Origin of the sequence: Exiguobacterium sp. s149 (assembly GCF_018618395.1) — a bacterium.
GTDB classification, from domain to species: Bacteria; Bacillota; Bacilli; order Exiguobacteriales; family Exiguobacteriaceae; genus Exiguobacterium; species Exiguobacterium chiriqhucha.
Genome location: NZ_JACSLZ010000012.1, coordinates 1 through 24,382, shown reverse-complemented (window position 1 = coordinate 24,382; position 24,382 = coordinate 1). Strand labels below are relative to the sequence as shown.

Sequence of the window (24,382 nt, the reverse complement as noted above, 5' to 3'; positions counted from 1 at the left end):
ATCGGGACAAATGGACGAAAACGGACAGTTTCTCAAAAATGAGCTTTCCTAGCATAGCATATTTGTCTTGACGTGAAGGGAATTTTTTCCACGGCGGGTCAATAATTTGGCACATTGAATTTTGCTAGACAGAGACAATAGATATTTTGGATTTTTTTGTATAAAAGGTGAAATGGGACTTTCGGTTTTACAATGGAACTATATAACTAGAAGAGAGTGGGCGCAAACTATGAAGAAGGTAAATTATTTACTCCTTATTTTTGTTCTCTTGTGTTCAATGTGGGGGCAGCAACGTGTTGAGGCACAATCAGACATCCAACTCATTTATTCGGTGGAGGATTTTAATAAAATACCGAATCAACTGAACGGGCATTATCGACTAATGAAGGACTTGGATTTTAAGGGTGCAGAACAGTTGCCGATTGGAACGAAAGACAAACCATTTATCGGTATTTTTGATGGGAATGGCTTCTCTGTTTCAAATTATCAATTGGAACATAATGAGTCCATGACACATATCGGATTATTCGCCTATGCGAAAAATGCGACATTCCGAAATCTTAAAGTGATGGATACGCAATTGACAATCGGAACTGATATGAATCTCGAATTGTATGGTGGTGCGCTTCTTGGAAGAGGCGAATCGGTCACTATTGAAAATGTACAAGTTGCATCATCCGTTTCGGTTGCGATTCAACCATTATTCAAATCAACCGTAGGGGGCATTGCTGGAGAAATTAGAGGGACGTCCCTTCGTCCTTCTTCAATTTTGAATGTTTCCAATGGAGGGACAATTACTGGAAAATATGAGATAGGTGGGATAGTAGGAAGTGCTTCGTATATAACGATTGGGTATGCAACAAACAATGGACAAATAATTGGTGGTAGTAGTGCAGGGGGGATCGTGGGTTATCTGTTCCAAGGAAAGCTGTATAACTCGGAAAATGAAGGAGCGATTAAATCAGTGCAACGAGGTGGTGGCGTGATTGGGTACGCATCGACCGTTACAATTGAAAATGCTACTAATGGTGGGAAGATTTCGTCGAGCGGAAGTTGGGGTGACTTCGGAGGTATAGTCGGTTATATGACAAAGTCAACGTTAGCTGACGCGGAGAATTTCGGAATTTTTGAGGCTAAGGGAAGTTCTACGTACGTCGGAGGACTTGTTGGAGAAGCAAGCCAAGACAGTATCATTCGTCGTGGCATGAACAGAAGTCCGATTGAAGTACAAGGTTATGTTGGAGGGATTGTCGGGAGTGCCTCACAACTATTTTTAGAGCAAACGTATAATGAAGGCGATTTATCAGGGTCGACAGGTGGAGGGATTGGCTCTTCCATCACAAATGTGACGATTCGAGATAGTTTCAACACAGGTAAAGTACAAGCTAGAGTCACAGCAGGCGGAATCGTCGGATATGCGTATCAAGATTCAAAAATTGAAAAGTCTTATAACAGTGGCTATGTGAAAGCGTATATATCAGGAGCTTTAGCAGGGAACTATGGAGGAACCATGAACGGCGCGTATGGTCTGACAATGTCCAAATTGATTGGTGAAGGAGAACAAGTTGGACAAGTAATCTCACCAACGGGGGTAGTAAATTCCGAAACGATGCCTCTATTGTCGCCGACTATTTGGGAGTTTTCATCAGAGAGTTACCCCACGTTAAAAGGGATGGACAAGCCTACTGGTAATCATCAACATGCCATCGCAGTGAAACAAGTTGATCTGTCTAAGACTACCTATCGCCAATATGAAGAACTTAATCTCATAAACGGAAAAGCACTTTTGGTAAACAATACCGGAACACTAACGTCTATGCCGTTAGAAGAGAGTATGTTGTGGCAGAATAAAGTCCTCGAAAATGCAGGAAATCAATCCGTATCGTTTCGAATTTTAGAATTACCTGGTACCACACAAGTACAAGTGACGCCTCGTTATCGAGCGATGTTCATGAACCATCAAAACGTTCAAATCGATGTCCAATACGTCGAACCTGGCCAAACTGCTAAACCGACTATTGTTCCAGAACGAGAAGGGTACACGTTACAAAACTGGACACCTGAGTTTGAACCGATGAATAAAGATCAAGTCTATAAACCGATTTACACAAAAAACCGATATGACGTTCAGCTGATGGACGGTGAGCAATGGTTAGATACTGTATCGTTCTCACATGGGGAACGTCTTTCATCAAGGATACAAGAGCCTTCAAAAGAAAACCATTTCTTTAGCGGTTGGTATAAAGATTCAACGTTTTCCGAGAAAATTGACTTAAGTCAAAATGTCATGAGACCAATGGAGTTGTATGCGCGATTTATACCTATGCCAGAAGTGACAAACCTCAATGTGGTCTCTAAAGGTGGAGATGCTACAGTATCGTGGGACGGGACAGCTGGAACGACATTCTATCACGTCGATGTCTCAAACGATCCTGACTTTGGAAGCTTCTCACGTTATACAACAACGGAGCGAAGCTATTCTATTTATCTGACACCAACCGATACGCATTACATTCGAGTGAAGCCGATACTCGTACTTGATTATCAAGAGTGGGAAGGGGTTTCAAATACGGTCACACAGTCACCACTTCTTAGAAAGTTAGACGGAATCCAAACTTCAGACATCACGTCAACATCTGTCAAGCTCTCGTGGAATCGACAAAACTTTGATCAGTTTTATGTGTATCGTGCAGAGGACGATGGTGTATTTAATCAAGTTGCGACTGTAAAAACGCCATTTTGGACCGACGCAAAATTGAATTATCGTAAAGACTATAAATACAAAATTGTCGGGTACTTGAAAATTGACGAGACGAGTGGTTTGTTGAGCGAAGAGAGCGAAATGATTTCAATTCGCTTGAAGATGCCGTATAACAGCTCGTGGGAAGTGAATTCAATTAGTACGAGCAGCACAGTTGTTAGTGGTCGGGCCTTTGCGCCGAATGGTTATGTAGAGGTGTATAAAGGGTCTCAACGGATTGGGAAAATGACAAAAGTCGTAAACAATTCGTTTAAAGTCACGATTCCAAAACAACCGGGAGGGACACTGCTAACCGTCAAATTGTATCCTCATTCTATATACGACGTTAGTATAAAAAAGGTTTATGTTAAAAAAACGTTACCTGCTTTCTCTGTGTCTACACCAGCTGCCATGGACAAGGTTTTGACTGGTAAAGGGAAGCCTGGGGCAACGGTGCGCGCCTACGTCGGATCGAACCCAATCAGTAAGGCGATCAAAATCGGAAGCAATGGGATATTCAAACTGCCTATTTCTTCGCAAACTGGCGGGAGAGAGATTCAAGTAAAAATGTCACAATCCGGATACCTTGATCGCACAATCAAAACGAAAGTGCTACGTGTTTTTAAAACGTTCAAAATCGGGACGGTGAAATCGACTCATGCTTATGTGACGGGTACTGGTAACCGTGGTGCTACGGTTCAAGCCTATGTAGGTAAGAAACGCATAGGTAAGCCAAGTACCGTCAATACAAAAGGTGCCTATCGCTTAACCATCTCAAAACAAAAACCAGGAACGGTCATTAAAGTGAACATGACTCAGTCAGGTTATAAGACGCAAGATAAAACGATTAAAGTGATCAAGTGATGAAAAAGAGGAGCGTTCATAAAACGTTCCTCTTTTCATTGCGGAATTTTTTTCGAAACGGTATCGTAAAAAGAAAAAGGGTGAGACACATGGAATCGATGAACGGCCTGGCCCGCATCCGTGGCGCCTACACGACACTGAGCAAGAAAGAGCAACGCATCGCTGACTATATCTTGAAACAGCCCGAACGCATCATCCATCATACGATCAACCAAGTCGCCGACGACCTCGACGTCGCCGAGTCGACCGTGTTCCGTTTCTGCCAGCGCGTCGGCTTCAAAGGCTATCAGGCGCTGAAAATCGCGCTCGCCACCGATGTCGTCGCGCCGCTTCAAGACATTCATGAGGATATCTCGAACGGTGATACACCGCATGAGATCGCTGAGAAGATTTTCACCTCGAACGTGAAGACACTCGAGGCGACCCGGCAAATTTTGGACGCGGCCTCGCTCGATAAATCGGTCGCGCTGCTGTTGTCGGCTCGTCGCATCGAGTTTTTCGGGAGCGGGGGCTCGGCCGTCATCGCGCTCGACGCTTACCATAAGTTCGTCCGGAGCGGTCTGTTCGTCACCGCGAACTTGGAGTCGCACATGCAGCTCATGTCGGCGTCCCAACTGACGAAAGATGACGTCGCCGTCCTCATCTCGCACTCGGGTGCCTCGAAAGATACGCTCGACGTGGCGAAAGTGTTGAACGAGCGCAGCGTCCCGACGATTGCGATCACGAATTATGCGAAATCACCGTTGTCGAAGCTGTGCGACGTCGCCCTCTATACGGTGTCGCAAGAGACCGAGTTCCGGTCTGAGGCGCTCGCCTCGCGAATCGCCGAGCTCAGTCTGATCGACGCCTTGTTCACCGTCGTCATGATGCGGCGTGGGGAAGACGGGAGAGAGTCGCTCCAAAAGATGCGGGAAGCCATCTCGCTACGCCGAATCTGACGAAATAGGATTACATTTTGCAAAAAGGTGGAAATTATAAGTCTGAGCGTAACGCGAGGTTTAGAGAGAGAAGGTGGACCGATGAACCATATTGATTTTAAGTCCTCTGACCACTACAACGAGTTCAAGCGATTGGCACGACGGCTCACGGACCCCGGTCAGACGGACCGAGAATATTTTGCCGCGCTGTATGTGATATCAGGGAATCAACAAATTCGTGAGCGATTGCTTCCTTATATGGACCTGGAGGCTGGTACAATCCGTACCTCGACCATCATTGATGACAATACGTTCGACAATCGAGAATTTGTTCTCGCCAAGCTCGTCATTCACTTGTACAACCATAAAGAATGGGTCTTGCCGACCGAGCTGATTTCTCTTCCTGAAGATGACTATAAGCTTGCGATGCAGGCGATGACCCTATGCCGAAACGAGCAGTTTGACGGGGTGACAATCCCGAATGACTGACCGTAGCCTGTCCTGACCGTGGGCAGGTTTTTTTATGCGCAGCATATAGCGTGTGAGCAAACTGAACAGTAAAAAAACCCACGAAGATGCCGATGAAGAAGGTATCTCGTGGGTTTGTCATGTAGAGAGTTCACGTTGTATAATTTTCCATATTTGTAATACAATCAGATAAATACCGTTTAAAATTGATTGTAATTTGATGTCGGATTCGTATGGAAATGAATGAATCCGTTCTTTTTCGCATAGGAGGCACTCGTGGATCGTTGTGTAAACGAAACGGTTAATGTTTTAATCCCGAATGTCTTGTCGAGCTTGCGAAGTTCTTTCATCCGGTCTTTTGACCATTGGTCCTTCGACACGACACGGTAGTTAAACCCCTCCCACATGATGCCATCGACATACGGCGATGTGTGCGTTTGTAGTGTGGCGAAGCCCCAGTTTTGAATCAATGAAAGGGAAGGATGATGCGCTTTGATTGATTTCATGAACGTCCGCATGCCGTTACGTTGTGCTTTTAACGTGGCAGGGTGCGCCGAATGCTCATTGTCAATATTGCCGACGGTGTCCAAAAAAGCACCATCCAAACCTTTCGCCACAATTTGCTTGTTCACTTCACGTCGTAACAGCGAACGGTAGTGGGTCGAGGTCATGTCGACCAAATAAGAATCCCATGTCGCGTAATGGACACGTTTTCCGTTGCGATAAAAGAAGTCAGACTTCTTCATCTGCTTGATGAAATTGACGTTCCAGTTGTCGGCTTCCATCGTGTTGATATACCCATACACCTTTGTCCCATACTTCTGTAACTCTTTGATTTGAGTCGCCGTATAATAAACAGGTTCGATAATGACCATGTCATATTGTTGCATCTTCTTAATCTTGGCCTTGGTCGGCATGTCGTAATAAATTTTATACGACTTGACGTTCGCCAGTGGATTGCTCGATTGGGCGGACGCTTGTTGAGGCGACCATAAAGTCAGCCCGAGGACGAGCGCACAGCAGAGTGACACCCATTTTCTTGTTGACATCATACGCATAAAAACCCTCCTGATTGTAATCAGAGAGCGGTAAGTGCAGACTGGCGATCGGTATCTAAAAAGATCGACGACCCATGTCTTTGCGCCCTTACTTTTCAGTAAGTTTGTCCGTCTCGATATGGTGTATTGTCGAACAATCAATTCGATGTCCTATCTATAAAATACCATGTAAAGGAATGAGTGACACTATGATTTATACCCAGCATCGCACGTCGATTAAATGGATTGAAATGATTGTGACTATTTTACTTATCGGCATATTGGATTATACGTTTAACTTGTCGGTATCTGAATGGGCAATCGACCCGCTTATTTTTTATATTCTTCTCTTTTCATTGCGATATGGGTTGCTCGGTGCGTTCGTCAGTTTCACGTTAACGAGTCTGTATCATTTTTCATTTTTGTTGATGGAAGGCGCAGACCTCCTGTTGTTTCTCTATGACTCGAAAGAGTTGGCTTGGATTCTTCTTCACTTCTTCGTGGCGTTGAGCGCGGGTATTTTCAGTACCTCATATCGCGAGCGTTACCAGTCGTTGCACATTCGCCAAGAAGAAGTCGTCGATGAGAATGCGCAACTGAAGCAGACGGTTCAAAAGCTTCAAGAATCACAAAACGAGATGAGGAAACGTGTGCTCGACTCGACGTATACATTGTCAAAAATCTATGAGGTCGGGCTCCATTTAGATCAAGATGTGACCGGCTTAGTGCGTGACCATTTGATTGGGACGTTCACGCGTGTCTTTAAAGCCCGACAAATTGGTCTGTATCATGTGGACACGTCACGCCGGACACTCCGCCTTCACGTCCGTTCAGGCGATGTCGACCGTCTACCCCAGACGCTGTTCATCGATTCGGACGCAGGGATGTTTCAGCGAATGTTTCAAACGAAACGACCGACGTTGCGTTTGGCAGACGAATTAGAAGGACCGCTTCTTGTCGCACCGGTCTGTTACGACGGTGATGTGAAAGAAGCGCTGGTCGTCCACGAGGTGGACATCCTCCGCCTGCGCAGCCATGAAATGAATATGATGAAACTCGTATTGGACTGGGCGGGGACACGGATTGAGAAAGCGGATGCGCTCGAATGGTTGCTCGTGAGCGATCAACTCGTGGATGGGACACGCATGTTCAGAATGGACGCCTTCGAACAAAAAGTGGCGCAACAAGTGCTTCGCCATGAGCAATACGGACAACCGTATAGTACGGTCAGGCTCTCGGTCGAAGGGGTCGACTTGACGTTGATTGAGATGGAGTTGATTTTAAGGCAGTCCATGCGTGAAATCGATATCATCGGCTATGACGAGGATGAGCAGATCCTTCATTTCCTCCTTCCCGGCACGCCGGTCGAATCCGCGGAGCGGTTCAAAGAGCGGATTGAGCATGTGTTCTATGTGAAAGGGGGGAGACGTTTATGACCGGATGGCTGTTAGTTGCGTTGTTTTTGCTTCATGCCATTCTGTTAGTCGTCGTTTATCGGCTCGTTGTCTTCCCGCGAACGGAAGGCGAGCAACGAGGGATTTGGCTCTCCCTTTTTCTACTCAGTGCCGTCATCCCGATTGTCGGTGAACTGTTCGGGATCGTGGCCTATGGCATCGCACGTCGTTTCGCCTCTTCGAAGACGCTGCTTGACTACGATGAATACATCACCTTTGAAGCGGTCAACCTCGAACGATTGCAACAACAGGCGACAGAAGACCTTGACCTTGTCCCGTTGACAGAAGGCTTGCAAATGGATGGGAAGAAACGAAAGCAGTCCATCACACAACTCATGTCGACACCGTTGTCAAATACGGAAGAATACTTAACCCTCGCTCTTGAGCACGAAGACACCGAAACGGTCCACTACGCGGCAACGGTCAGAAACACGTTATTCGACCGATACGAGTTGCTGTTAAAACAACGCGTGGCGCAAGTGAACGAGGAACGACCGGAGACAATTTACCCTGTCATCGAGACGGGCATGTCGTTTCTAGACAGTGGTTTGTTGGACCAAGATATGCAACATCGAATTGAGTCGCTCGTCATGACATATTTAGATCAGCTCGGTGAGCAGGATGAGACTGATTTGATGTATTTACGGATGAAAGCCCGTCTGTCCTTTCGGTCTGGTGCGTTTGAGACGGGCGTACGACATGCAGAGGCGCTCACGCTACATCATCCTCAGGTAGCTGATGGGTACATCATGTTAATCGAGCATCATATGACGAACGGGGATTGGCCCTCGTTACGTCCGACGCTCGATTGGATGCGTCAGCACCTGAGCATACAAGACGTGCCTGAAGATTATCGCTTTGTCATCCAACAGTTAGAAGGTGTTAAACATGAATAAATCGATTACGACCTATACCGTCTCCTTATTTTCGCTGTTGATCGCTCTGATTGTCGTCGTCCAGTTCATCCGACTCGACTATGGGCACCGACTCATCCCGAAAGAATCACATGATCCAAAATCCTTTACGACGCTCGCGGGAGAAGCGAGCGCGTTAGAAGGAGAACCGGTAAACATTTATATCCATGAGAACGAGGACGAGTTGTCCACTTCCATCTTGACGAACGTGAAGTATGCGCTAGACTATGCGAAATTAGCCTATCAGTCGATTGAGGTGGATGACATCGCGTCGATTGAGCCATCGCCGCAACACGTCCTCATCGTCAGTGGGGAGAACACGGAAGCGTGGCCGTATGAGACGATTCGTTCGTTCGTCGAGCGCGGCGGACGGCTCTACGTCGCGGGTCGCTTCATCGACCAGTCGTGGTCCGACCTCGTCGGCGTCCGTGACTTCGGCGATTTTAAGGACGGGATTAACGGGTTGACGTTCGAACGGGAGCTGTTCCCGGGGTATGTTGACTTGCCGCAAGACTCTGAGTTGTTCATCCATAGTATCGCGGACGTCGACTTAGAAGCCGAGGCCGACGTCTTCATTTCAGCAAAGGATGAGCCGATTTTGTGGAAAGCCCCGTACGGACAAGGAGAGGTCATGTTTTGGAATACGACCTCGTTGACCGACAAGAACTCACGAGGGCTCATCGTGCAGTCGCTGTCCATGATGTTTCCTGCGTTCGTCATGCCGCAGGCCGGCATTAAAGTCGTCCATCTCGACGACTTCCCGGCACCGGTCCCGAACAACTCACATCCGGTCATCACAGAAGAGTACGATTTGTCGATCAAAGAGTTTTTCTCGGAAGTATGGTGGAAGGACATGAAACAAATTGGGGAAGACTTCGATGTCATCTACTCCGGCTTTTTGATCGGGAGTTACAAAGCGACGAATGAAGAGACGGCCGAACAGCTCATCGACAAGGTGCGGGCGCCGATGCTCGAGTATGGCCGTGGGCTCATTCAGACGAATGGAGAAGTCGGATTGCACGGCTTCAACCATCAACCACTCGTCATGGGTGATGAGATCATGGACCCTGAACTCGGTTACACGAGATGGGACAGCCAAGCGGCGATGCGCTCCGCGGTCGACCGTGTTGTCGAGACGTTTGAATATTATTTGCCGAATGAGACGATTCGCAGTTATGTCCCACCCTCGAACATTATTGGCGACTCGGGTCTTCAAGTATTGAATGACAAGTTTCCAAACGGTTTGATTGTCGCTGGGCTGTATAGCGGGGACGCTTCAAAAGGGAGTTATATCCAGGAGTTCGGACCTGACCCGAATTATCCGAATCTCTATGATTTCCCCCGTGTGTCGAGTGGGTATAACGAGACGCCGGATGACTTGTTCGTCATCGTTGACGCCGTCGCCAACTTTGGACTCGTCTCACATTTCATTCATCCGGATGATGTCTTGGATGAGTATCGCTCGAAAGGAAAAGGATGGGGGACGATGAAGGAGTCGTTCGGTGGTTTGTTCGAAACGCTTCAGGGGACGTATCCACACCTGGAGGGATTGACGCAATACGACGCATATCGGAAGTATGAACTGTATCAAGATGCTCAAATCGACGTCGCGTATACGGAAGACGCGATTCAAATTAACGCGCAACAACTGATTGTGCCATCGACCGTGCTCGTTCGACTCGAGTCAGACAAGCATCTTGCCACAGGCTCGTTCGACTTCGGCGACGTGCAAGCGTTCGATGAGAGCGGGACACTATATCAGGTTCAATTGAGAGACACGTCGGTCCGTCTCCCGATTTTGGAGGGTCGCCCATGAAAATAGGAATTGTAGTCGAAGGAAGTTATCCGTATGTCAGTGGAGGCGTCTCGAGCTGGGTTCACATGTTGATGCAACAGATGCCGATGCATGAGTTCGAGATTATCTCGATCATGCCGAATCCGAAGTCAGAGGCGGACTACCGGTATACTTTACCGGAGAATGTCACAGGGGTGACGACACTCGCCCTCAATCAACGATCGAAGCGTAAGCGAAAGACTCCGGCCCTGACGCCGGAAGAGCGCGAACGGATTAAAACGTGGATGACGTTCGGCCACGTCGAGTCCTCCATCTATCCGCTGCTCGAACAAGCCATCGGAACGCCCGAACAATTTTTCTCGAGTCGTCTGTTTTATCAGCTCGTCACGGAGAACTATCAAGAAGAGGGCCAGGCCGGTTCGTTCATTAATTACTTTTGGATGTGGCGCAGCATGTATGCGCCCGTCCTTGATTTGTTGCAGGCGGAGTTGCCCCGCGTCGACGTCGTCCACGCCGCATCGACGGGTTACGCCGGTTTGATTGCGAGCGCGATGAAAGAACGGCAGGAGATTCCGTTCTTCCTCACAGAGCATGGGATCTATTCACGTGAGCGGGAGGAAGAACTGTTACAGGCGTCGTGGATTCCTGCGGAGTTCCGGACGCACTGGATTCAATTTTTCCATCACTTGTCACGTGAGGCTTATCGCAAGGCCGATGAGGTGATCACGTTGTTTGAACGAAACAGTGAGCTACAACGTCAGCTCGGTGCGCCGACCGAGAAGTTGAGCATCATTCCGAATGGGATTGATGTGACCGGACTCTCGGCACTCGGTCACATCGAAGGTGATGACAAGCTCCGAATCGGTGCCATCGTCCGCGTCGTCCCGATCAAGGACGTTAAGACGATGATTTATGCCGCGAAGCTGCTTCAGGACATGCTCGTCCCGTTCGAGTTGACGATTATGGGACCACTCGACGAGGACCGCGAATATGCGGCAGAATGTCAGACGCTCATCCGGCAACTCGAGCTCGAACAACATGTCTTCTTGGTCGGGAAAGTCGATATTCGTCAACACTTGCCACGATTTGATGTCTGTCTGTTGACGAGTATCTCAGAGGGACAACCGCTTGCGGTATTAGAAGGAATGGCAGCAGGCGTCCCTTGGATCGTAACAGACGTCGGGGCGTGCGCGGAGCTCGTGAACGGCCGTCCGGACGAACCGTTCGGACCGGCCGGGTTCGTCGTCCCTCCGGTCAATCCACGCCGGATTGCCGAGCGGTGCGTTTGGTTTTATCAAAACAAGGATGACGCGCGAAGACTCGGGCGAAACGGTCAGCAACGGGTCGAGACCTATTATCGCACCGACCAGTTCATCGAGGCGTATGTCAATCTATATGAAGAAAGGAGCGCGGCTCATGGCGGGTATCGGCTTTAAATTACAACAGTTGTTCCAGGAAGACTATTTCTCTTCACGCATCAAGGCGTACACGTTTGCCGGATTCGTCACCTCCGGGCCGTGGCTGATTGTCATCGTCACGATTGCGCTCATGCAGTGGCTGACGAGTTATCTCTCGATTGCCACACTTGAGGAGCGGACGACGTTCAATTTAATCGTCTCCTACAGCTTCATCTTTTCGCAAGTCGTACTCGGTGTGCAGCAGCTCGTCGTCACACGCTACTTGGCGGACTGTTTTTATGAGAAGCGCTATGAGGACATCTTTCCGGCCTATATCGGAATGATGAAGACGACGGTCGCCATCGCCTCCGTCTTGTTCGCCCTCTTTTTATCGTTCTCCGAGCTCCCGGCATTATTGAACGCGTTAGCCTTCGTCTTGTTCATGACCGTCAACTTGATTTGGGTCCACTTCCTCTTTTTGAGTGCGGCCAAGTTCTATCAGGCGGTGGCGTATAGCTTTGTGGCGGGCGGGGCCGTCGCGGTCGTCGCCATCCTCATGACCGATCAGTGGTTGATGCCGTATTTGACGACGTCCGATATGAAGAGTTTTGCCTTGACCGCGAGTATGACGCTCGGTCTGATCGTCACGTTGTTCGGCTTGTTCATGTCGATGCTCTTGACGTTCCCGAATCGAAGCACAGTGGGGCAGTTCTCGTTTTATCGCTACTTCGACCGCTATCCGGCCCTCTTTTGGACGAGCTTTCTGTACAACATCGGGATTTGGGTCGGGACGTGGATCATTTGGTTCTCCGAAGGGGGGAGTGTCCATCTCGACACGTTCCGCTATCATCCGATTTATGATACGGCCATCTTCTTGTCCTACTTGACGATTATCCCGACGATGACGATTTTCGTCGTCTCCGTCGAGACCCGGTTCTATGAGCGGTATCGCGTGTTTTACGGCTACGTGAACGAAGGCGGGACGTATCAACAGATTCAACGCGCGAAGGCGGCGATGCTGCTCGTTTTACGACAAGAGCTACAGCGCCTCTTCCGAAACCAAGGTCTCGTCTCGCTCCTCTTCATCATGTTCGCCGCAGTGTTGTTCCCCCTTCTCGGGCTATCACCTGAGATTCGGAGCGTCTTTCAAATGACGACCATTGGCGCATTCTCGAACGCGATGGTGCTCGTCCTCACGCTCGTGTTGCTGTATTTTGAGGATCATCGTGGGGCGGCGTATACCTCAGCCCTGTTCATCACACTGAATGCTGGAATGACTGTGTTATTACTGCCGCTTGGCCCAGATAGTTATGGACTTAGCTTTGCCATCGGCTGTACGATTGCCTTCGCGTTCTCTCTGATCCGGTTAATCCGTTACGTGTCTGAGATTGACTATCATACGTTCAGTCGCAGCGAACGATCGCCACGGACGGACACGTTCCGCCGCGTCGGGGAATGGCTCAATGACCGTTCGGCATGATCGCTAAAAAAACCAGCCGTCTTCTCGAAAACGAGAGGGCGGCTGGTTTTTTATGACGATTGGATGAGTGCTTGAAGAGCGGATAACCGCGGTCACCCGTCTTTTACTGTGTCGTCTTCGTCACTTTGAAACTGCGAATGTAAAACTCTTCGAATCGCGCACTGTCCTCCAATAACGTGCGTCCGGTCATTGATAGACGGCGCGTCGGAAAACCGTTCGACCGACTTGGCGTGACGAAATAATCGTCGGGATAGTCGGCCAACGTGGAGCGGACGAATTCGCGCAACAGCGTGTCGTCCTCTTCAATCCATTGCTCCGAAGGGCCATCGAGATTGTCACGCGTGAGCAAGATGCGCGACCCGTCCCGGATGAACGGATTGAAACTGAGCCGTCGTGTCTCGGGTCCTTCAAACGCGTGGAACGCGTGTGTGATCCCTGACAAGGTGACCTCACCGATGACATAGCCGGTCGACCACGCCTTGCCGCATCCGTCCCAAACGGAGAAGATGTGACCAGGATAGACGAGGTCGGCACCACCACGAGGAATGGCTTCATAACGATGATGATGACCGAGGGCGTAATAGCTGAACCCGAGCCGGGCGACGACGGATGCGGGGAATCGTTTCCGGTCACCGTGACTCAGGAAGATGTTTGGATACGGGTCATCTCGCATTGGCGCGTTGGCGATTTCTTCTTTCAAACCGGTCTGATTCGTCTCGCAACTGAGTCCGTATATGCCGGTACCAAGTGTTGGGTCGAAGATATATCCAGGGCGAAGGAACACATGAACGTGCTCAATCTGACTCCAACAAGCCTGGTAGGCAAGACGGTCGACGTCATGATCTCCGAAGACGAGGTAGACGGTCGCACCGAGCTTGGTCCACGTCTGCAAATACGGGATGAAATCTTCCGGATCGCTCACCTCGATGTCCCCAGCGATGAGCACCGCCTTGATGTTTTTATGACGAATGACCTCGGTGAGTTGAGCGAGCTTTTCGGCTTGGATAGCAAAACTTGTGCGTTCGGCCGTGATGGCGTTCCCGGTATGTCTCGCGTGATGCAAATCCGCGATATGGATAAAGCGTGTCATGGATGAGCCTCCTTGAACTCGAGTATCCTAATTTTCCCATGAAGCAATAGACATGTCGATGAGATTAATCTTTCCGCGTGACGGGAACATCTAACTGTCTATATGAAGGAGGGATTCGATGAAAGCGTTATTCTTGAACTGTTCATTGAAAGGCGGGGACACGATCTCGCATACGGAAGGATTGATGAAGGACATCATCCCACACTTTGATCAGCTCGGGGTCGACTCGGAAATCGTCCGTGTCGTCGACTACAACGTCGCGTTCGGCGTGACCGAGGACGAAGGGGACGGGGATGCGTGGCCGCAGATTTTTGAGAAGGTGAAGGCGGCCGACATCCTCATCATCGGGACACCGCTTTGGCTCGGCGAGAAGAGCAGCGTGGCGACGCAAGTCATCGAGCGATTGTACGGCGGTAGCGCCTTGATGAACGAGTCAGGGCAGGCCATCTACTACAACAAAGTCGGCGGTGTCGTCGTGACGGGGAATGAGGACGGGGCGAAGCATGCCTGTGCCTCGATCTTGTATGGCCTGTCGCACATCGGCTTCACCGTTCCGCCGAACGTCGACGCGTATTGGGTCGGTGAGGCCGGACCGGGCGACTCGTATATCGATGCCGGCCGCGATAACGCCTTCACGAAAAAGAACGGACGCGTCATGGCGTATAACCTGTACCATTTCGCGAACATGTTGAAGCAGACGCCGATCCCGGCTGAAGGCAACATGATGGAGTGAAGATAACCACCAATATTGTGGATTGATCGTCTTCGACAAACAAAAGGATTGGCTAAAAAGTATGCGACGTCGCATACTTTTTTTATTGGCTTAAAGGAAATAGAGTGATGGGATTCGATAAAATCATGACCTGTTATGATGGGATATTGAAAATCTTACTGACTATATGTTGAAAAGTAAGATAATTGAACGAATTGGATTATTTATACTGTATAGTGAATGGATTAAATGCAGAATGGGGTGTTGAATGAATGAACATGAAATTATTTCGTTTGTTGTTGTTCACGACTATTTTTTTAGTGGGAACTTCTTTTTTTGGTGACTCTATTAAAGGGGCAACTAATGACAAGGTGTCTCTCGTATCGATGACAGCATCAGGCAAAACGTTCTCTTCTAGCCATGTTAAGACGGACATACTTCTCAAGCTGGATAAATCACCGGAACTGGGAATTTGGGAAGTCGAAGCGGATTTACAGAACGTCGAATCTCCAAAAGAAATAGAAACCGTGTTTGCGTACCCGAACAAGGATGGACTTGAAATTACTGTCGATTTAGAAAGTCCGAACTTTCAAGCGGAAGGGGATTGGATTCTGTCGCGTTTGATTGTTCGAGATGAGGATGGTGGCGAGCATCAGTTAGATCTCTCGCTTGTACCTGACAAAAAAGTATTTACGTTGGCTTTCCCAAAACCGAAATTGGTGAAAACAGAAGGTGTCCCAAAAACCTTAGATATCACTCAATTAAATAAAGTGAAATCTTTCTTCATGACCATTGATTTGAACGGATTGAAGGTGCCAACTGATCCGATGAGTATTATTTTGGAAAACAAACAAGCCAAGGAAGAGTTCTATCTGACGCCTGTCTATCATACGGAGAAAAAACAGTTTGAAGTAGATTTGAGTGATCAGAACTTAGGTGAGTGGAATGCTATCGGGACATGGAGTTTAAAAGAAATTTCGTTCTATGATGACGAGACAAATCATCGTTATGATGTTCAACTGCCAGTCAACTTAAAGCCTGTGTTTCAAGTCACGCCAGACATCACATTGCCTGTCTTTAAAAGTGTAAAAATGGTACATTCCAAGACAAAAGATTCGCAATTAATTGTTCAAGCAGACGATAATAGTGGCTTTTTCAAGGTGAACGCAACATTCAAACACTTACCGAGTGGAATCATTCAAACACTTGAGCCTTGGGAAGGACGTTCGAAAATAGCGAAAATGAATTTGAATCGTCGAGACTTCGGGATGGCTGGTAAATGGGAATTGATTGGTCTTGATGTCATCGATATGTATGACAATGTGCTCACGGTGAAATCGATTCCGAAAGGCTTAACGATGGCGTTTGAGGAGTACGACGTCACTTCAAGAAATTGGGTCGTAGCAAGCGGGACAGTCAACTTAACGAAGCTGTTTGAAGAAGATCGGTATATTGAACGGATCATTGTGCTCGAAGGAGCTACATTGATTGTGAATGCAGACGTAACCTTACCGATTCATGCCTATGGGACGGTCATTATTGAGAAAGGGAAGCGCGTAAAGGAGACGGTATATGCCAAACAGTTCAAATCAGGAACTGGTAAATTAGCCAGTACGGTGTACTCAAAAGGGAACAATGTGATTAAAAAGCGTATTGTGACAAAGACACCATACAACCTGGGGCTTGTCGAACTGAGTAAAGGCATTTCATTAAACGAGGACAAGAAGACGTTCAATCTAAAGGGATTAGCCTTACCGGGCACTAAAGCAATCAAGATTGACGGTAAGACCGTTGCGGTTCAAAGAAATGGAGCGTTTTCGACGAATGGGTTAGTCGCCAAAGGGAAAGTCGTCACCATCGAAGTGACTGACCGCTATGGAAAGAAACATGTATCGAAACATAAAGTGTACGATTATAAGCCGGCGACAGCAAAGTTTAATTTAAAACCCGGAATCTATAAAAAAGGCACCGTCTTGAAAGTCACCGCGACAAAGGATGCGGAAATCATTTATAACGGATTCAAGCCAGGAGATATGTATGCGGTCGTTGGAGGTGCTTATCAGGACGGGATTCCGCTACTTGCGTCTTTGATGTACGAGATACAATTGCTTGACCCGGTTCTTGGTGGAATCCAAGGTCCGAAAAACGAATTCGCTATACTCGATGTGAAGCAGGCTTCGAATATAGAGCAGGCAATCACTGGAGTGACGAAGCCAAAAACAGTCATCACCATCCGTGTAAGCGGTAAAACGTATACTACCACTGCAGATTCGAAAGGGAAGTTTGCAGTCAATGTTTCCTTGAAGCAGGCGAAAGCGTATACCATTCAAGCTGTAAATGGAAAATTGAAGAGTCCACTTTATACAATGGCTATCACCGATAAAATTCCCCCGGCAAAAGCGACAGTGAACGCAGTCACAGCCAAGTCTGGAATTGTTCAAGGAAAAGCCGAACCGAAAGCGACGGTCGTTGTCACTTATGGTAAACAAACGATGCAAACGAAGGTGACGGACAAAGGGACCTATAAACTCACTTTTAAAGGCTTGAAAAAAGGAGCATCTCTATCCGTTCGGGTAAAGGATGCGGCGGGTAACCTGTCTCCGTCTGTGAAGCAGTTGATTAAATGAGGGGGATAAACAAGTGAAGAAACTCATGACTTATGTCATCGCGTTGGTGATTGTGCTCGCCACATTAACTCCAATCGCTTCAACCGTCGAGGCTGCGACGACCACGTTGACGACCTATACAACGAAGACAGCCGTGTATTTACGATCGACCCCTTCCTATAAAGGGAAAAAAATGATCCTCATCCCGAAACAAAAAGCTGTCACTTATCGCTCTAAGAAAGGCACATGGGTAAAAGTCCGCTATGCGAATCGGACGGGCTATGTGAATGAGCAGTCGCTCACCCGTAAAGTTCAAAAAGGTGTGGCATTGAAAGCAACTCCCTATGTGACTCAACGTCAAGTCATTGTCTATTCGCGGGTCGACGCAGATAAAAAACAAGTCTTCACGTTGAAAAAAGGGACCACCGTCACCGTGAACGAACAGTTGGCAGGGTACTATAAAATTCGCTACGGGAGCAAAACCGGATGGGTCGCTACAAAGTACATGAAGAAAGCAACCGTGGTAGCACCGAAACCAATCAAGAAGACACCGTTTTTACCGAAACAAGCCTCGATCAATTATTTGAAGAATTATAAGAGCGCTACTGAGAATCGTTTGTTGTTTACAATCAAATCTGAACACGGGCATCAGTTTGTAAACTCACATCTATTTCAAACGACTGTTCCAATGGATGAATATTTATTTGTCATTGGAGGGTACGATCAATCGAAGTTAAGTTCGCTCATGTTTGTTCGCTCACGTTACGATAAATATCCGACTGGACAAGCAACGGGTGATGAAGCGGTGCACGCAGGATTGGCAGCTTTCTTCGGTGAGGGAACGGAAGAGACGAAAATGTTGCGCAACCTATACGCTCAGCACAAATACTTTGAACAGAATGAAGTCATCCCAATTAAGGTTGGGGGCCAGGAAGGGATTTTATTGCTATGGGAGAAGCGGATTGAGTTTATCTTTGACTATGATGGTGACTTGCCTATCATCACAATCTAAAAAGAGGGAGACGCATCGCGTCCCCCTCTTTTTCATTTCTTCTCCACCGCATGCCCACCGAATTCGTTCCTTAGCGCGGCGACGACTTTTCCGGAGAACGTGTCTTCTTCGAGCGAGCGCTGCCGCATCATGAGCGACATCGCGATGACCGGTGCCGGTACACCATACTCGAGCGCCGTCTCGACCGTCCATTTGCCTTCACCCGACGCATGCATGATCCCTTTAATCTCGTCGAGTTTCGCATCCTTATGGAACGCGCTCTCGGTCAACTCCATCAGCCAAGAGCGGACGACCGAGCCGTGGTTCCAGACACGGGCGACTTGCTCGTGATCATAGTCGAACGGGCTCTTCTCAAGAATCTCGAACCCTTCGGCGATTGCCTGCATCATGCCGTATTCGATGCCGTTATGGATCATCTTCAAGAAATGGCCACTGCCACTCGGTCCGGCGTACAAATAGCCATTATCCGTCGAGACGTCGTGGAACAACTCCTCGATCTTGCCGAACGCCTCCAAATCCCCGCCGATCATCGTACAGGCACCGTGACGCGCCCCTTCCATGCCGCCACTCGTCCCGACGTCAAAGAAGTAGATGAGCTTGTCTTTGAAGTGCTCGGCTCGTCGCATCGATTCTTTATAGTTCGAGTTGCCGCCGTCGATGACGATATCCCCCGGTGACAAGAGTGCGTGCAAGTCGTTCAAAACGTGCTCCGTCACGTCGCCCGCCGGCACCATCACCCAGACGACACGCGGCGTCTTCAGCCCTTCGACGACTTCTTCGAGTGATTGCTTCGTCTCGAATTGGCTCGTCGACACGTTGCCTGGGTCGTAGCCGAGGATACGGTGTCCACCATCCGTCAGATTGAGCGCCAAGTTCAACCCCATCTTTCCAAGTCCGATCATCCCTAATTCCATATCGGTTCACCCCGTTCATTGATTTGGTTTCCTTATAAGGGTTACCCGAAATGGGTGGACTTCAAAAGAGGGGCTGTACCTCATCGATGCGGTAGGCGAGAATCGATCCGACCTTCACTTTCTTGCCGTCACTCAACTCCACATAGTCGTTGAGCGGGCTCGCCTCGTTCAACGTTCTTTCAAACATGAAAGCGGCATCCTGTTTGGACTCCCCATATACCGTAAACACACAAGGTTCTTCTTTCTCTAAAAAACAAGTGACGATGTAGCGCATCTGACGACCCCTCCAACCAATTAATGGATTTATATGTTTATTTTCATCATAGATAAGTCAATTATTACAAAAAACCAACCCTTTGTCTCATCAGGGTGTTTGAATATAAGGAAACATACCTATAAAACATCGGATTCTATAAAAAATTGACATAGTTTTAGATGCATTTTGATTTAGAAATAGGTCTTTATACGTACAAGTCGGGCATGGTCATGATTGAAACTGTCAAATGTGAAGGAGTCACAAAAATACTGAGAAAACACTCAATGATTCGTCAGAAAAGACCGATAGATAACAACGAATGCATACGTTCCCAATTTGCTGTATCAATTTCCCTTTTTTTATAAAAATAACGGTATGAAAGACAGTTACATGCTAAAATAAAAATTGGTATTTTTATAAAAATGGTTGATGAAAGGTGTTAAGTCATGGAAGAGCAAAAGAAGCGAGTGAAAAAACGTCGTAAAAAGAGTTCCCCAGCGAAACGCATCGCAAAAATTGCGGGACTCGTAGTAGGGTTGTTCCTGCTCATCGGAGTCGGGGTAGCTACATATCTATATAATCAAGTCGATTCGACCGTCGAACGGTTGAACGAGTCGACGGGCCTTAGCCCGGAGCGTATGACAACGGAAGCCATCAACGATAAGAAGCCGATCTCGGTCCTTCTTCTCGGCGTCGACCGTCGTGCCGACGAGCAAGGTCGCAGCGACTCGATTATCGTCATGACGCTCAACCCGAACACGGATCAAAGCGCGATGCTCAGCATCCCGCGTGACACGAAGACGGAGATCGTCGGCAAAGAGACGTCTGATAAGATCAACCACGCCTATGCGTTCGGTGGAGCCGAGATGGCACTCGACACGGTCGAGAACTTGCTCGACATCCCGATCGATTACGTGGCCGAAGTTGATATGAAAGGCTTCCAAGACACGGTCGACCTTCTCGGCGGCGTCAACGTGACGAACAACTTGGCGTTCACGTCAGGTGAGCACACGTTCGAACCGGGCGCGCTCACGCTCAACGGTTCAGAGGCGCTCGCGTACACGCGCATGCGCTATGACGATCCGAGCGGAGATTTCGGTCGCCAAGAGCGCCAACGTGACGTCATCACGGCGCTCGTCAATAAAGGCAAAGACGACTTCTCGATCTCGAAGTTCAACAACATGCTCGACGTGCTCGGCAACAACGCAAAGACGAACATGACGTTCAAAGACATCCGGACGCTCTCGAGCGACTATATGGCTGCTTTCAAAAACCAGGACGTCCTTCGCCTCGAAGGAACGGGCGGGAAAGAAAGCGACGGCATCTATTACTGGAACCCGGACGCTGCTTCACTCGAAGACGTGAAGTCGTATCTCGGACAATTGATGGAACAGTGACGCATCGCCTCATCCAAAATCGGATGAGGCGTTTTAATATGTGCGATAATAAGAAGAAAAGGAGTGACCCCGCGTGCTCGACCGCCTGATCCGTCTCGTCATCGACGTTCGCCATCGGTTCAAGGACCATCACATCAACGACTACAGCGCGACGCTCGCGTTCTTTTGGTTTCTCGCCATCTTCCCGACGTTTGTCCTCTTGTTCGCCGTCATGGCGTGGTTCGGGATTGATGACGCCTTGTTAATCGAACAGATCGAGATTCTCATTCCGGGTTCGAGTGTTCGGGACATGCTGTCGATTGTCTATGACGTCAGCGGCAACATCAATGCCGGCCTCGTCTCAATCGGGGCCATCATCGCCGTCTGGTCGGCGTCGAACGGGACGGCCCGCCTCGTCAAGCTGACCGTGTTCGCTTACGGGGAGACGGAAGCCCGGAGCTATGTCGTTCGCCGGTTGATTGGTTTGCTCACGCTCATCGCCTTCAGCGTTGGTGCCGTCATCTTGATCATATTCCATATTTTCGGGCGGGAGTTCGTCGAGCTCATGTATACGTGGTTCCCGCGGCTTGAGGACTTCGACCGACTGGCGACACTCACCCGGTATACGGTGTCGACGATCATCCTCATCTTCGCCTTCTCACTGTTTTATAAAATCGCCCCGCAGCAACGCGTCCGCTTCATCGAGACACTTCCAGGCGCCATTTTCGCCGTCATCTCTTGGCAGATGCTGTCGACAGGCTATAGTGTCTACGTCGACCGGTTCTCGATGTTTGGCGATACTTACGGGACGATCGGCATCGTCATCTTGCTCCAGATCTGGCTCTACTTGACGGCGGCGACGATGTTGCTCGGTGCCGAGATCAATGCGGCCTGGCCCGACCATATGCGGCGAACCCGTTATAAGACGCATTTTCCGTAAAAATTGAAAAGATATGGTTAGCATTTTTTTACAACGTGCTATAATACAACACGTGAAGCGGGAATTATATCCATATCTAACGATTTTGAAAGCAGGTGCACGCATGGCGAGACATAAGAAAAAATCACGCTGGAAAAAGGTGTTGGCGATCACGCTCGGCGTCCTGACGATTTTCCTCGTCGCCGGGGGCTTGCTCGTCTGGTCGATGTACCGGGACGTCAACGAGACGGTGACGAAAGTGAATGACAATCTCGAAATCAGTCCGGAACGGAAACAAGTCGAGACGATTGAACAGAAGGAATCGGTATCGGTGTTACTACTCGGGATTGACCGCCGTGACGGGGAGCAGGGACGGAGTGATTCAATCATCGTCATGACGCTCAACCCGACGACGGACGAAGGCGCGATGCTCAGCATCCCGCGCGATACGAAGACGGAGATCGTCGGCAAAGGTATGAACGATAAAATCAACCATGCCTACGCGTTCGGTGGGGCTGAGATGGCGATGGATTCGGTAGAAGCGCTCTTGGATATTCCGATCGATTACGTCGTCGAGGCGGACATGGAGGCGTTCACCGAGGTCGTCGATGCGCTCGGTGGCATAACGGTGACGAACGACCTCGCCTTCTCCGCGGATGGTTATAACTATCCGATTGGACAGGTCGATTTGAACGGTGCCTCGGCGTTGTCATACGCCCGGATGCGTTATGAAGATCCGAACGGGGACTTCGGTCGCCAAGAGCGGCAACGTGCCGTCGTCGCGGCCATCGTCGAGAAAGGACGTTCCGATTTCTCGGTCGACAAAGTGACGAAGCTGTTAGACGTCGCCGGCAACCGGGCCAAGACGAACATCGAGTTCAATGAGCTCGTGACGTTGTCGACGGACTATATGAAGGCGTTCCGTAACGCCAGTACGCTCCGCATCGAAGGGTCGGGCGATCTGGAATCGGACGGTATCTATTACTGGAATCCGGATTCGGCCTCGCTCGCCAATGTCCAAGCCGAGCTGCAACGCTTGATGAACTAAGTCATTCCTCATGGGATGGCTTTTTTTTTGCGTTTGAAAATCATGGTTCGGTGGGACTGATAAAGAGACACTGAGGAGGGATTATATGCTTTGGGAAACTGTTGAACCGATCATCAATCAATTAGAGGACGATCATACACGGGAGGACTGGCAGGAGCTGTTCACGAAGTGGGACGGTCATCATTGGCACGACGGGGAAGGGGTGAGCGAGAAGACGAGCGTGCTCATGATCGACGCTAACGCCGTCACGACGGACGGGAGTCCCGACTTGGACGCGCTCCATGACCTGTTGAAGGAACACGTCCAGGCGTCAATTAGCGACTTGTATCTCGTCTCACTGTTCCCATATCCGGCCAAGCCGACCGATACGGCCATCAATCCTCGTATCCGGTTATACGAGGACCTCGGGCGCTTCAAGCACGAATTCGAGCTTATGTATGACACCGACCCGAATGTTTATAACGAGCTACAGTTCAATCTGCTCGAGGAGACGGACGCCTTCATCGAGCGGCTCGCCCAAGGCGCGACGAAGTTGCGCGTTCATGTGCAATCGTTCCGCGGTATGCCAGAAGAGAGCATACGACGCGTCATCGAACTTTGGCACGTGGTGCTCCATCACTATAAACCTCACGGCCAGTTGGTTCTTGCCTATGAAGGAGACGTCCAGGCACTCGGCTCATACATCAGCGTCGCCGATGCGATCTGTCACTTCGACCTCGCCTCGCACACGATGCTCGCCTTCGCGCAAGGAGATGCCAAGAAGTTGTCCGACTGGGCGAATCGAATCGAGGCGCCAGGAGAAGGAAAGACGTACTTCAACTTCTTGTCGATTCATGAACGCGACCCGTTCGAGAAGAACTTGATCGAACCGAGCGTCGAGATGATTCTCGCAGCGCACAGTATACTATTCTCGCTCCAAGGCATACCGACCGTTGATTACCGGACGCTGCTCGGTGTCGAGACGCCGGTCGACCATGACGCGCTGATTCAAGAGCTGAAGACGGACCCGTATCGCCTGCAAGTATTCTCCGGCATTATCAGCCAGTTGAACGTCAAACGGACGCACCCGGCGTTCTCGCCTTATGCCGAGCAGCGAATCGATACGTCTGATAAGCGCGTCTTCACGGTCGAACGGAAAGGTGGAGGGGAGACGCTCATGCTGTATACGAACGTCAGCAATGAGCCGGTGACGGTGCAGACGAGCGGGACGAATCTGTTCACGGGTGAGTCGGTTGAGACGATTGAGTTGGATACCTTTGGATTTGCTTGGATCAAACAATAAAAAAACGAGTTCTCTAGACTGACCTAGCTATATGAGACACTAATAAAAACACCTTATTAGGCTGCCACCACACCATATTTTATCGGTGTGAGGTAGCCTAA

Annotated in this window: 19 protein-coding genes and 1 riboswitch; of the genes, 15 read left to right on the top strand and 4 right to left on the bottom strand. The window is 49.2% G+C overall.

Translation table 11 applies throughout. The annotated features are described in order from the left end of the window. The first annotated feature begins 229 nt into the window (after positions 1–229). The 3 genes from KNP81_RS13325 to KNP81_RS13315 all read left to right on the top strand — a co-directional run bounded on the left by KNP81_RS13325 (position 230) and on the right by KNP81_RS13315 (position 5,010). Positions 230–3,604, top strand: coding sequence for an InlB B-repeat-containing protein (locus KNP81_RS13325; RefSeq protein ID WP_214720304.1), 3,375 nt, complete (start codon positions 230–232; stop codon positions 3,602–3,604). Positions 3,605–3,693: 89 nt separating this feature from the next. Continuing rightward, complete coding sequence (locus KNP81_RS13320) at positions 3,694–4,542, top strand: MurR/RpiR family transcriptional regulator (RefSeq protein ID WP_214720303.1); 849 nt, start codon at positions 3,694–3,696, stop codon at positions 4,540–4,542. A gap of 81 nt (positions 4,543–4,623) precedes the next feature. Next, entirely contained in the window at positions 4,624–5,010 is a 387-nt protein-coding gene (locus tag KNP81_RS13315) for a hypothetical protein (RefSeq protein WP_214720302.1), read from the top strand. A 179-nt stretch (positions 5,011–5,189) separates the two neighbouring features. On the opposite strand, the gene KNP81_RS13310 is transcribed toward KNP81_RS13315, so the two are convergent. Continuing rightward, on the bottom strand, positions 5,190–6,041 hold the full coding sequence (locus KNP81_RS13310; RefSeq protein WP_251130359.1) for a glycoside hydrolase family 191 protein: 852 nt from the start codon (positions 6,039–6,041) through the stop codon (positions 5,190–5,192). A 38-nt stretch (positions 6,042–6,079) separates the two neighbouring features. Beyond that, a riboswitch (cyclic di-GMP riboswitch) is annotated at positions 6,080–6,166 on the bottom strand. A 69-nt stretch (positions 6,167–6,235) separates the two neighbouring features. Between KNP81_RS13310 and KNP81_RS13305 the strand changes: the two genes are divergently transcribed. From KNP81_RS13305 to pelG, 5 genes are read left to right on the top strand one after another with little or no spacing between them, the layout of a single operon-like run. Continuing rightward, on the top strand, positions 6,236–7,462 hold the full coding sequence (locus KNP81_RS13305) for a nucleotidyl cyclase domain-containing protein (protein WP_214720300.1): 1,227 nt from the start codon (positions 6,236–6,238) through the stop codon (positions 7,460–7,462). Continuing rightward, positions 7,459–8,376 (top strand): hypothetical protein, encoded by a 918-nt coding sequence (locus KNP81_RS13300; RefSeq protein WP_214720299.1) that lies wholly within the window; start codon positions 7,459–7,461, stop codon positions 8,374–8,376. The genes KNP81_RS13305 and KNP81_RS13300 overlap by 4 nt, the downstream gene beginning before the upstream one ends. Further along, the gene (locus tag KNP81_RS13295; protein WP_214720298.1) at positions 8,369–10,210 is read left to right on the top strand and encodes a DUF2194 domain-containing protein; all 1,842 of its coding nucleotides are present in this window, start codon (positions 8,369–8,371) and stop codon (positions 10,208–10,210) included. Before KNP81_RS13300 ends, KNP81_RS13295 begins: the two co-directional genes overlap by 8 nt. Continuing rightward, positions 10,207–11,625: a GT4 family glycosyltransferase PelF gene (pelF, locus tag KNP81_RS13290; protein ID WP_214720297.1), complete on the top strand. Its 1,419-nt coding sequence runs from the start codon at positions 10,207–10,209 to the stop codon at positions 11,623–11,625. Before KNP81_RS13295 ends, pelF begins: the two co-directional genes overlap by 4 nt. Further along, entirely contained in the window at positions 11,606–13,066 is a 1,461-nt protein-coding gene (gene pelG / locus KNP81_RS13285; RefSeq protein WP_214720296.1) for an exopolysaccharide Pel transporter PelG, read from the top strand. The genes pelF and pelG overlap by 20 nt, the downstream gene beginning before the upstream one ends. 103 nt (positions 13,067–13,169) lie before the next feature. On the opposite strand, the gene KNP81_RS13280 is transcribed toward pelG, so the two are convergent. Further along, positions 13,170–14,156, bottom strand: coding sequence for a metallophosphoesterase family protein (locus tag KNP81_RS13280; RefSeq protein ID WP_214720295.1), 987 nt, complete (start codon positions 14,154–14,156; stop codon positions 13,170–13,172). 118 nt (positions 14,157–14,274) lie between these two features. Between KNP81_RS13280 and KNP81_RS13275 the strand changes: the two genes are divergently transcribed. From KNP81_RS13275 to KNP81_RS13265, 3 genes are all read left to right on the top strand, one after another. After that, positions 14,275–14,889, top strand: coding sequence for a flavodoxin family protein (locus KNP81_RS13275; RefSeq protein WP_214720294.1), 615 nt, complete (start codon positions 14,275–14,277; stop codon positions 14,887–14,889). A gap of 251 nt (positions 14,890–15,140) precedes the next feature. After that, positions 15,141–17,495 (top strand): Ig-like domain-containing protein, encoded by a 2,355-nt coding sequence (locus KNP81_RS13270; protein WP_214720293.1) that lies wholly within the window; start codon positions 15,141–15,143, stop codon positions 17,493–17,495. 13 nt (positions 17,496–17,508) lie between these two features. Then, the gene (locus KNP81_RS13265; RefSeq protein ID WP_214720292.1) at positions 17,509–18,486 is read left to right on the top strand and encodes an SH3 domain-containing protein; all 978 of its coding nucleotides are present in this window, start codon (positions 17,509–17,511) and stop codon (positions 18,484–18,486) included. Between the two features lie 32 nt (positions 18,487–18,518). On the opposite strand, the gene gnd is transcribed toward KNP81_RS13265, so the two are convergent. Both gnd and KNP81_RS15415 read right to left on the bottom strand, forming a co-directional pair. Continuing rightward, the gene (gene gnd / locus KNP81_RS13260; protein WP_214720291.1) at positions 18,519–19,400 is read right to left on the bottom strand and encodes a phosphogluconate dehydrogenase (NAD(+)-dependent, decarboxylating); all 882 of its coding nucleotides are present in this window, start codon (positions 19,398–19,400) and stop codon (positions 18,519–18,521) included. A 61-nt stretch (positions 19,401–19,461) separates the two neighbouring features. Beyond that, entirely contained in the window at positions 19,462–19,587 is a 126-nt protein-coding gene (locus KNP81_RS15415) for a hypothetical protein (protein ID WP_285800950.1), read from the bottom strand. A 515-nt stretch (positions 19,588–20,102) separates the two neighbouring features. On the opposite strand from KNP81_RS15415, the gene KNP81_RS13255 reads away from it, so the two are divergent. The 4 genes from KNP81_RS13255 to KNP81_RS13240 all read left to right on the top strand — a co-directional run bounded on the left by KNP81_RS13255 (position 20,103) and on the right by KNP81_RS13240 (position 24,281). Further along, a complete protein-coding gene (locus KNP81_RS13255) occupies positions 20,103–21,053 on the top strand; it encodes an LCP family glycopolymer transferase (protein ID WP_214720290.1) in 951 nt (316 codons plus the stop codon). A gap of 73 nt (positions 21,054–21,126) precedes the next feature. After that, on the top strand, positions 21,127–21,972 hold the full coding sequence (locus KNP81_RS13250) for a YihY/virulence factor BrkB family protein (RefSeq protein WP_214720289.1): 846 nt from the start codon (positions 21,127–21,129) through the stop codon (positions 21,970–21,972). 103 nt (positions 21,973–22,075) lie between these two features. After that, a complete protein-coding gene (locus tag KNP81_RS13245; RefSeq protein WP_214720288.1) occupies positions 22,076–22,999 on the top strand; it encodes an LCP family glycopolymer transferase in 924 nt (307 codons plus the stop codon). Between the two features lie 85 nt (positions 23,000–23,084). Further along, positions 23,085–24,281, top strand: coding sequence for an alpha-amylase family glycosyl hydrolase (locus KNP81_RS13240; RefSeq protein WP_214720287.1), 1,197 nt, complete (start codon positions 23,085–23,087; stop codon positions 24,279–24,281). The last annotated feature ends 101 nt before the right edge of the window (positions 24,282–24,382 follow it).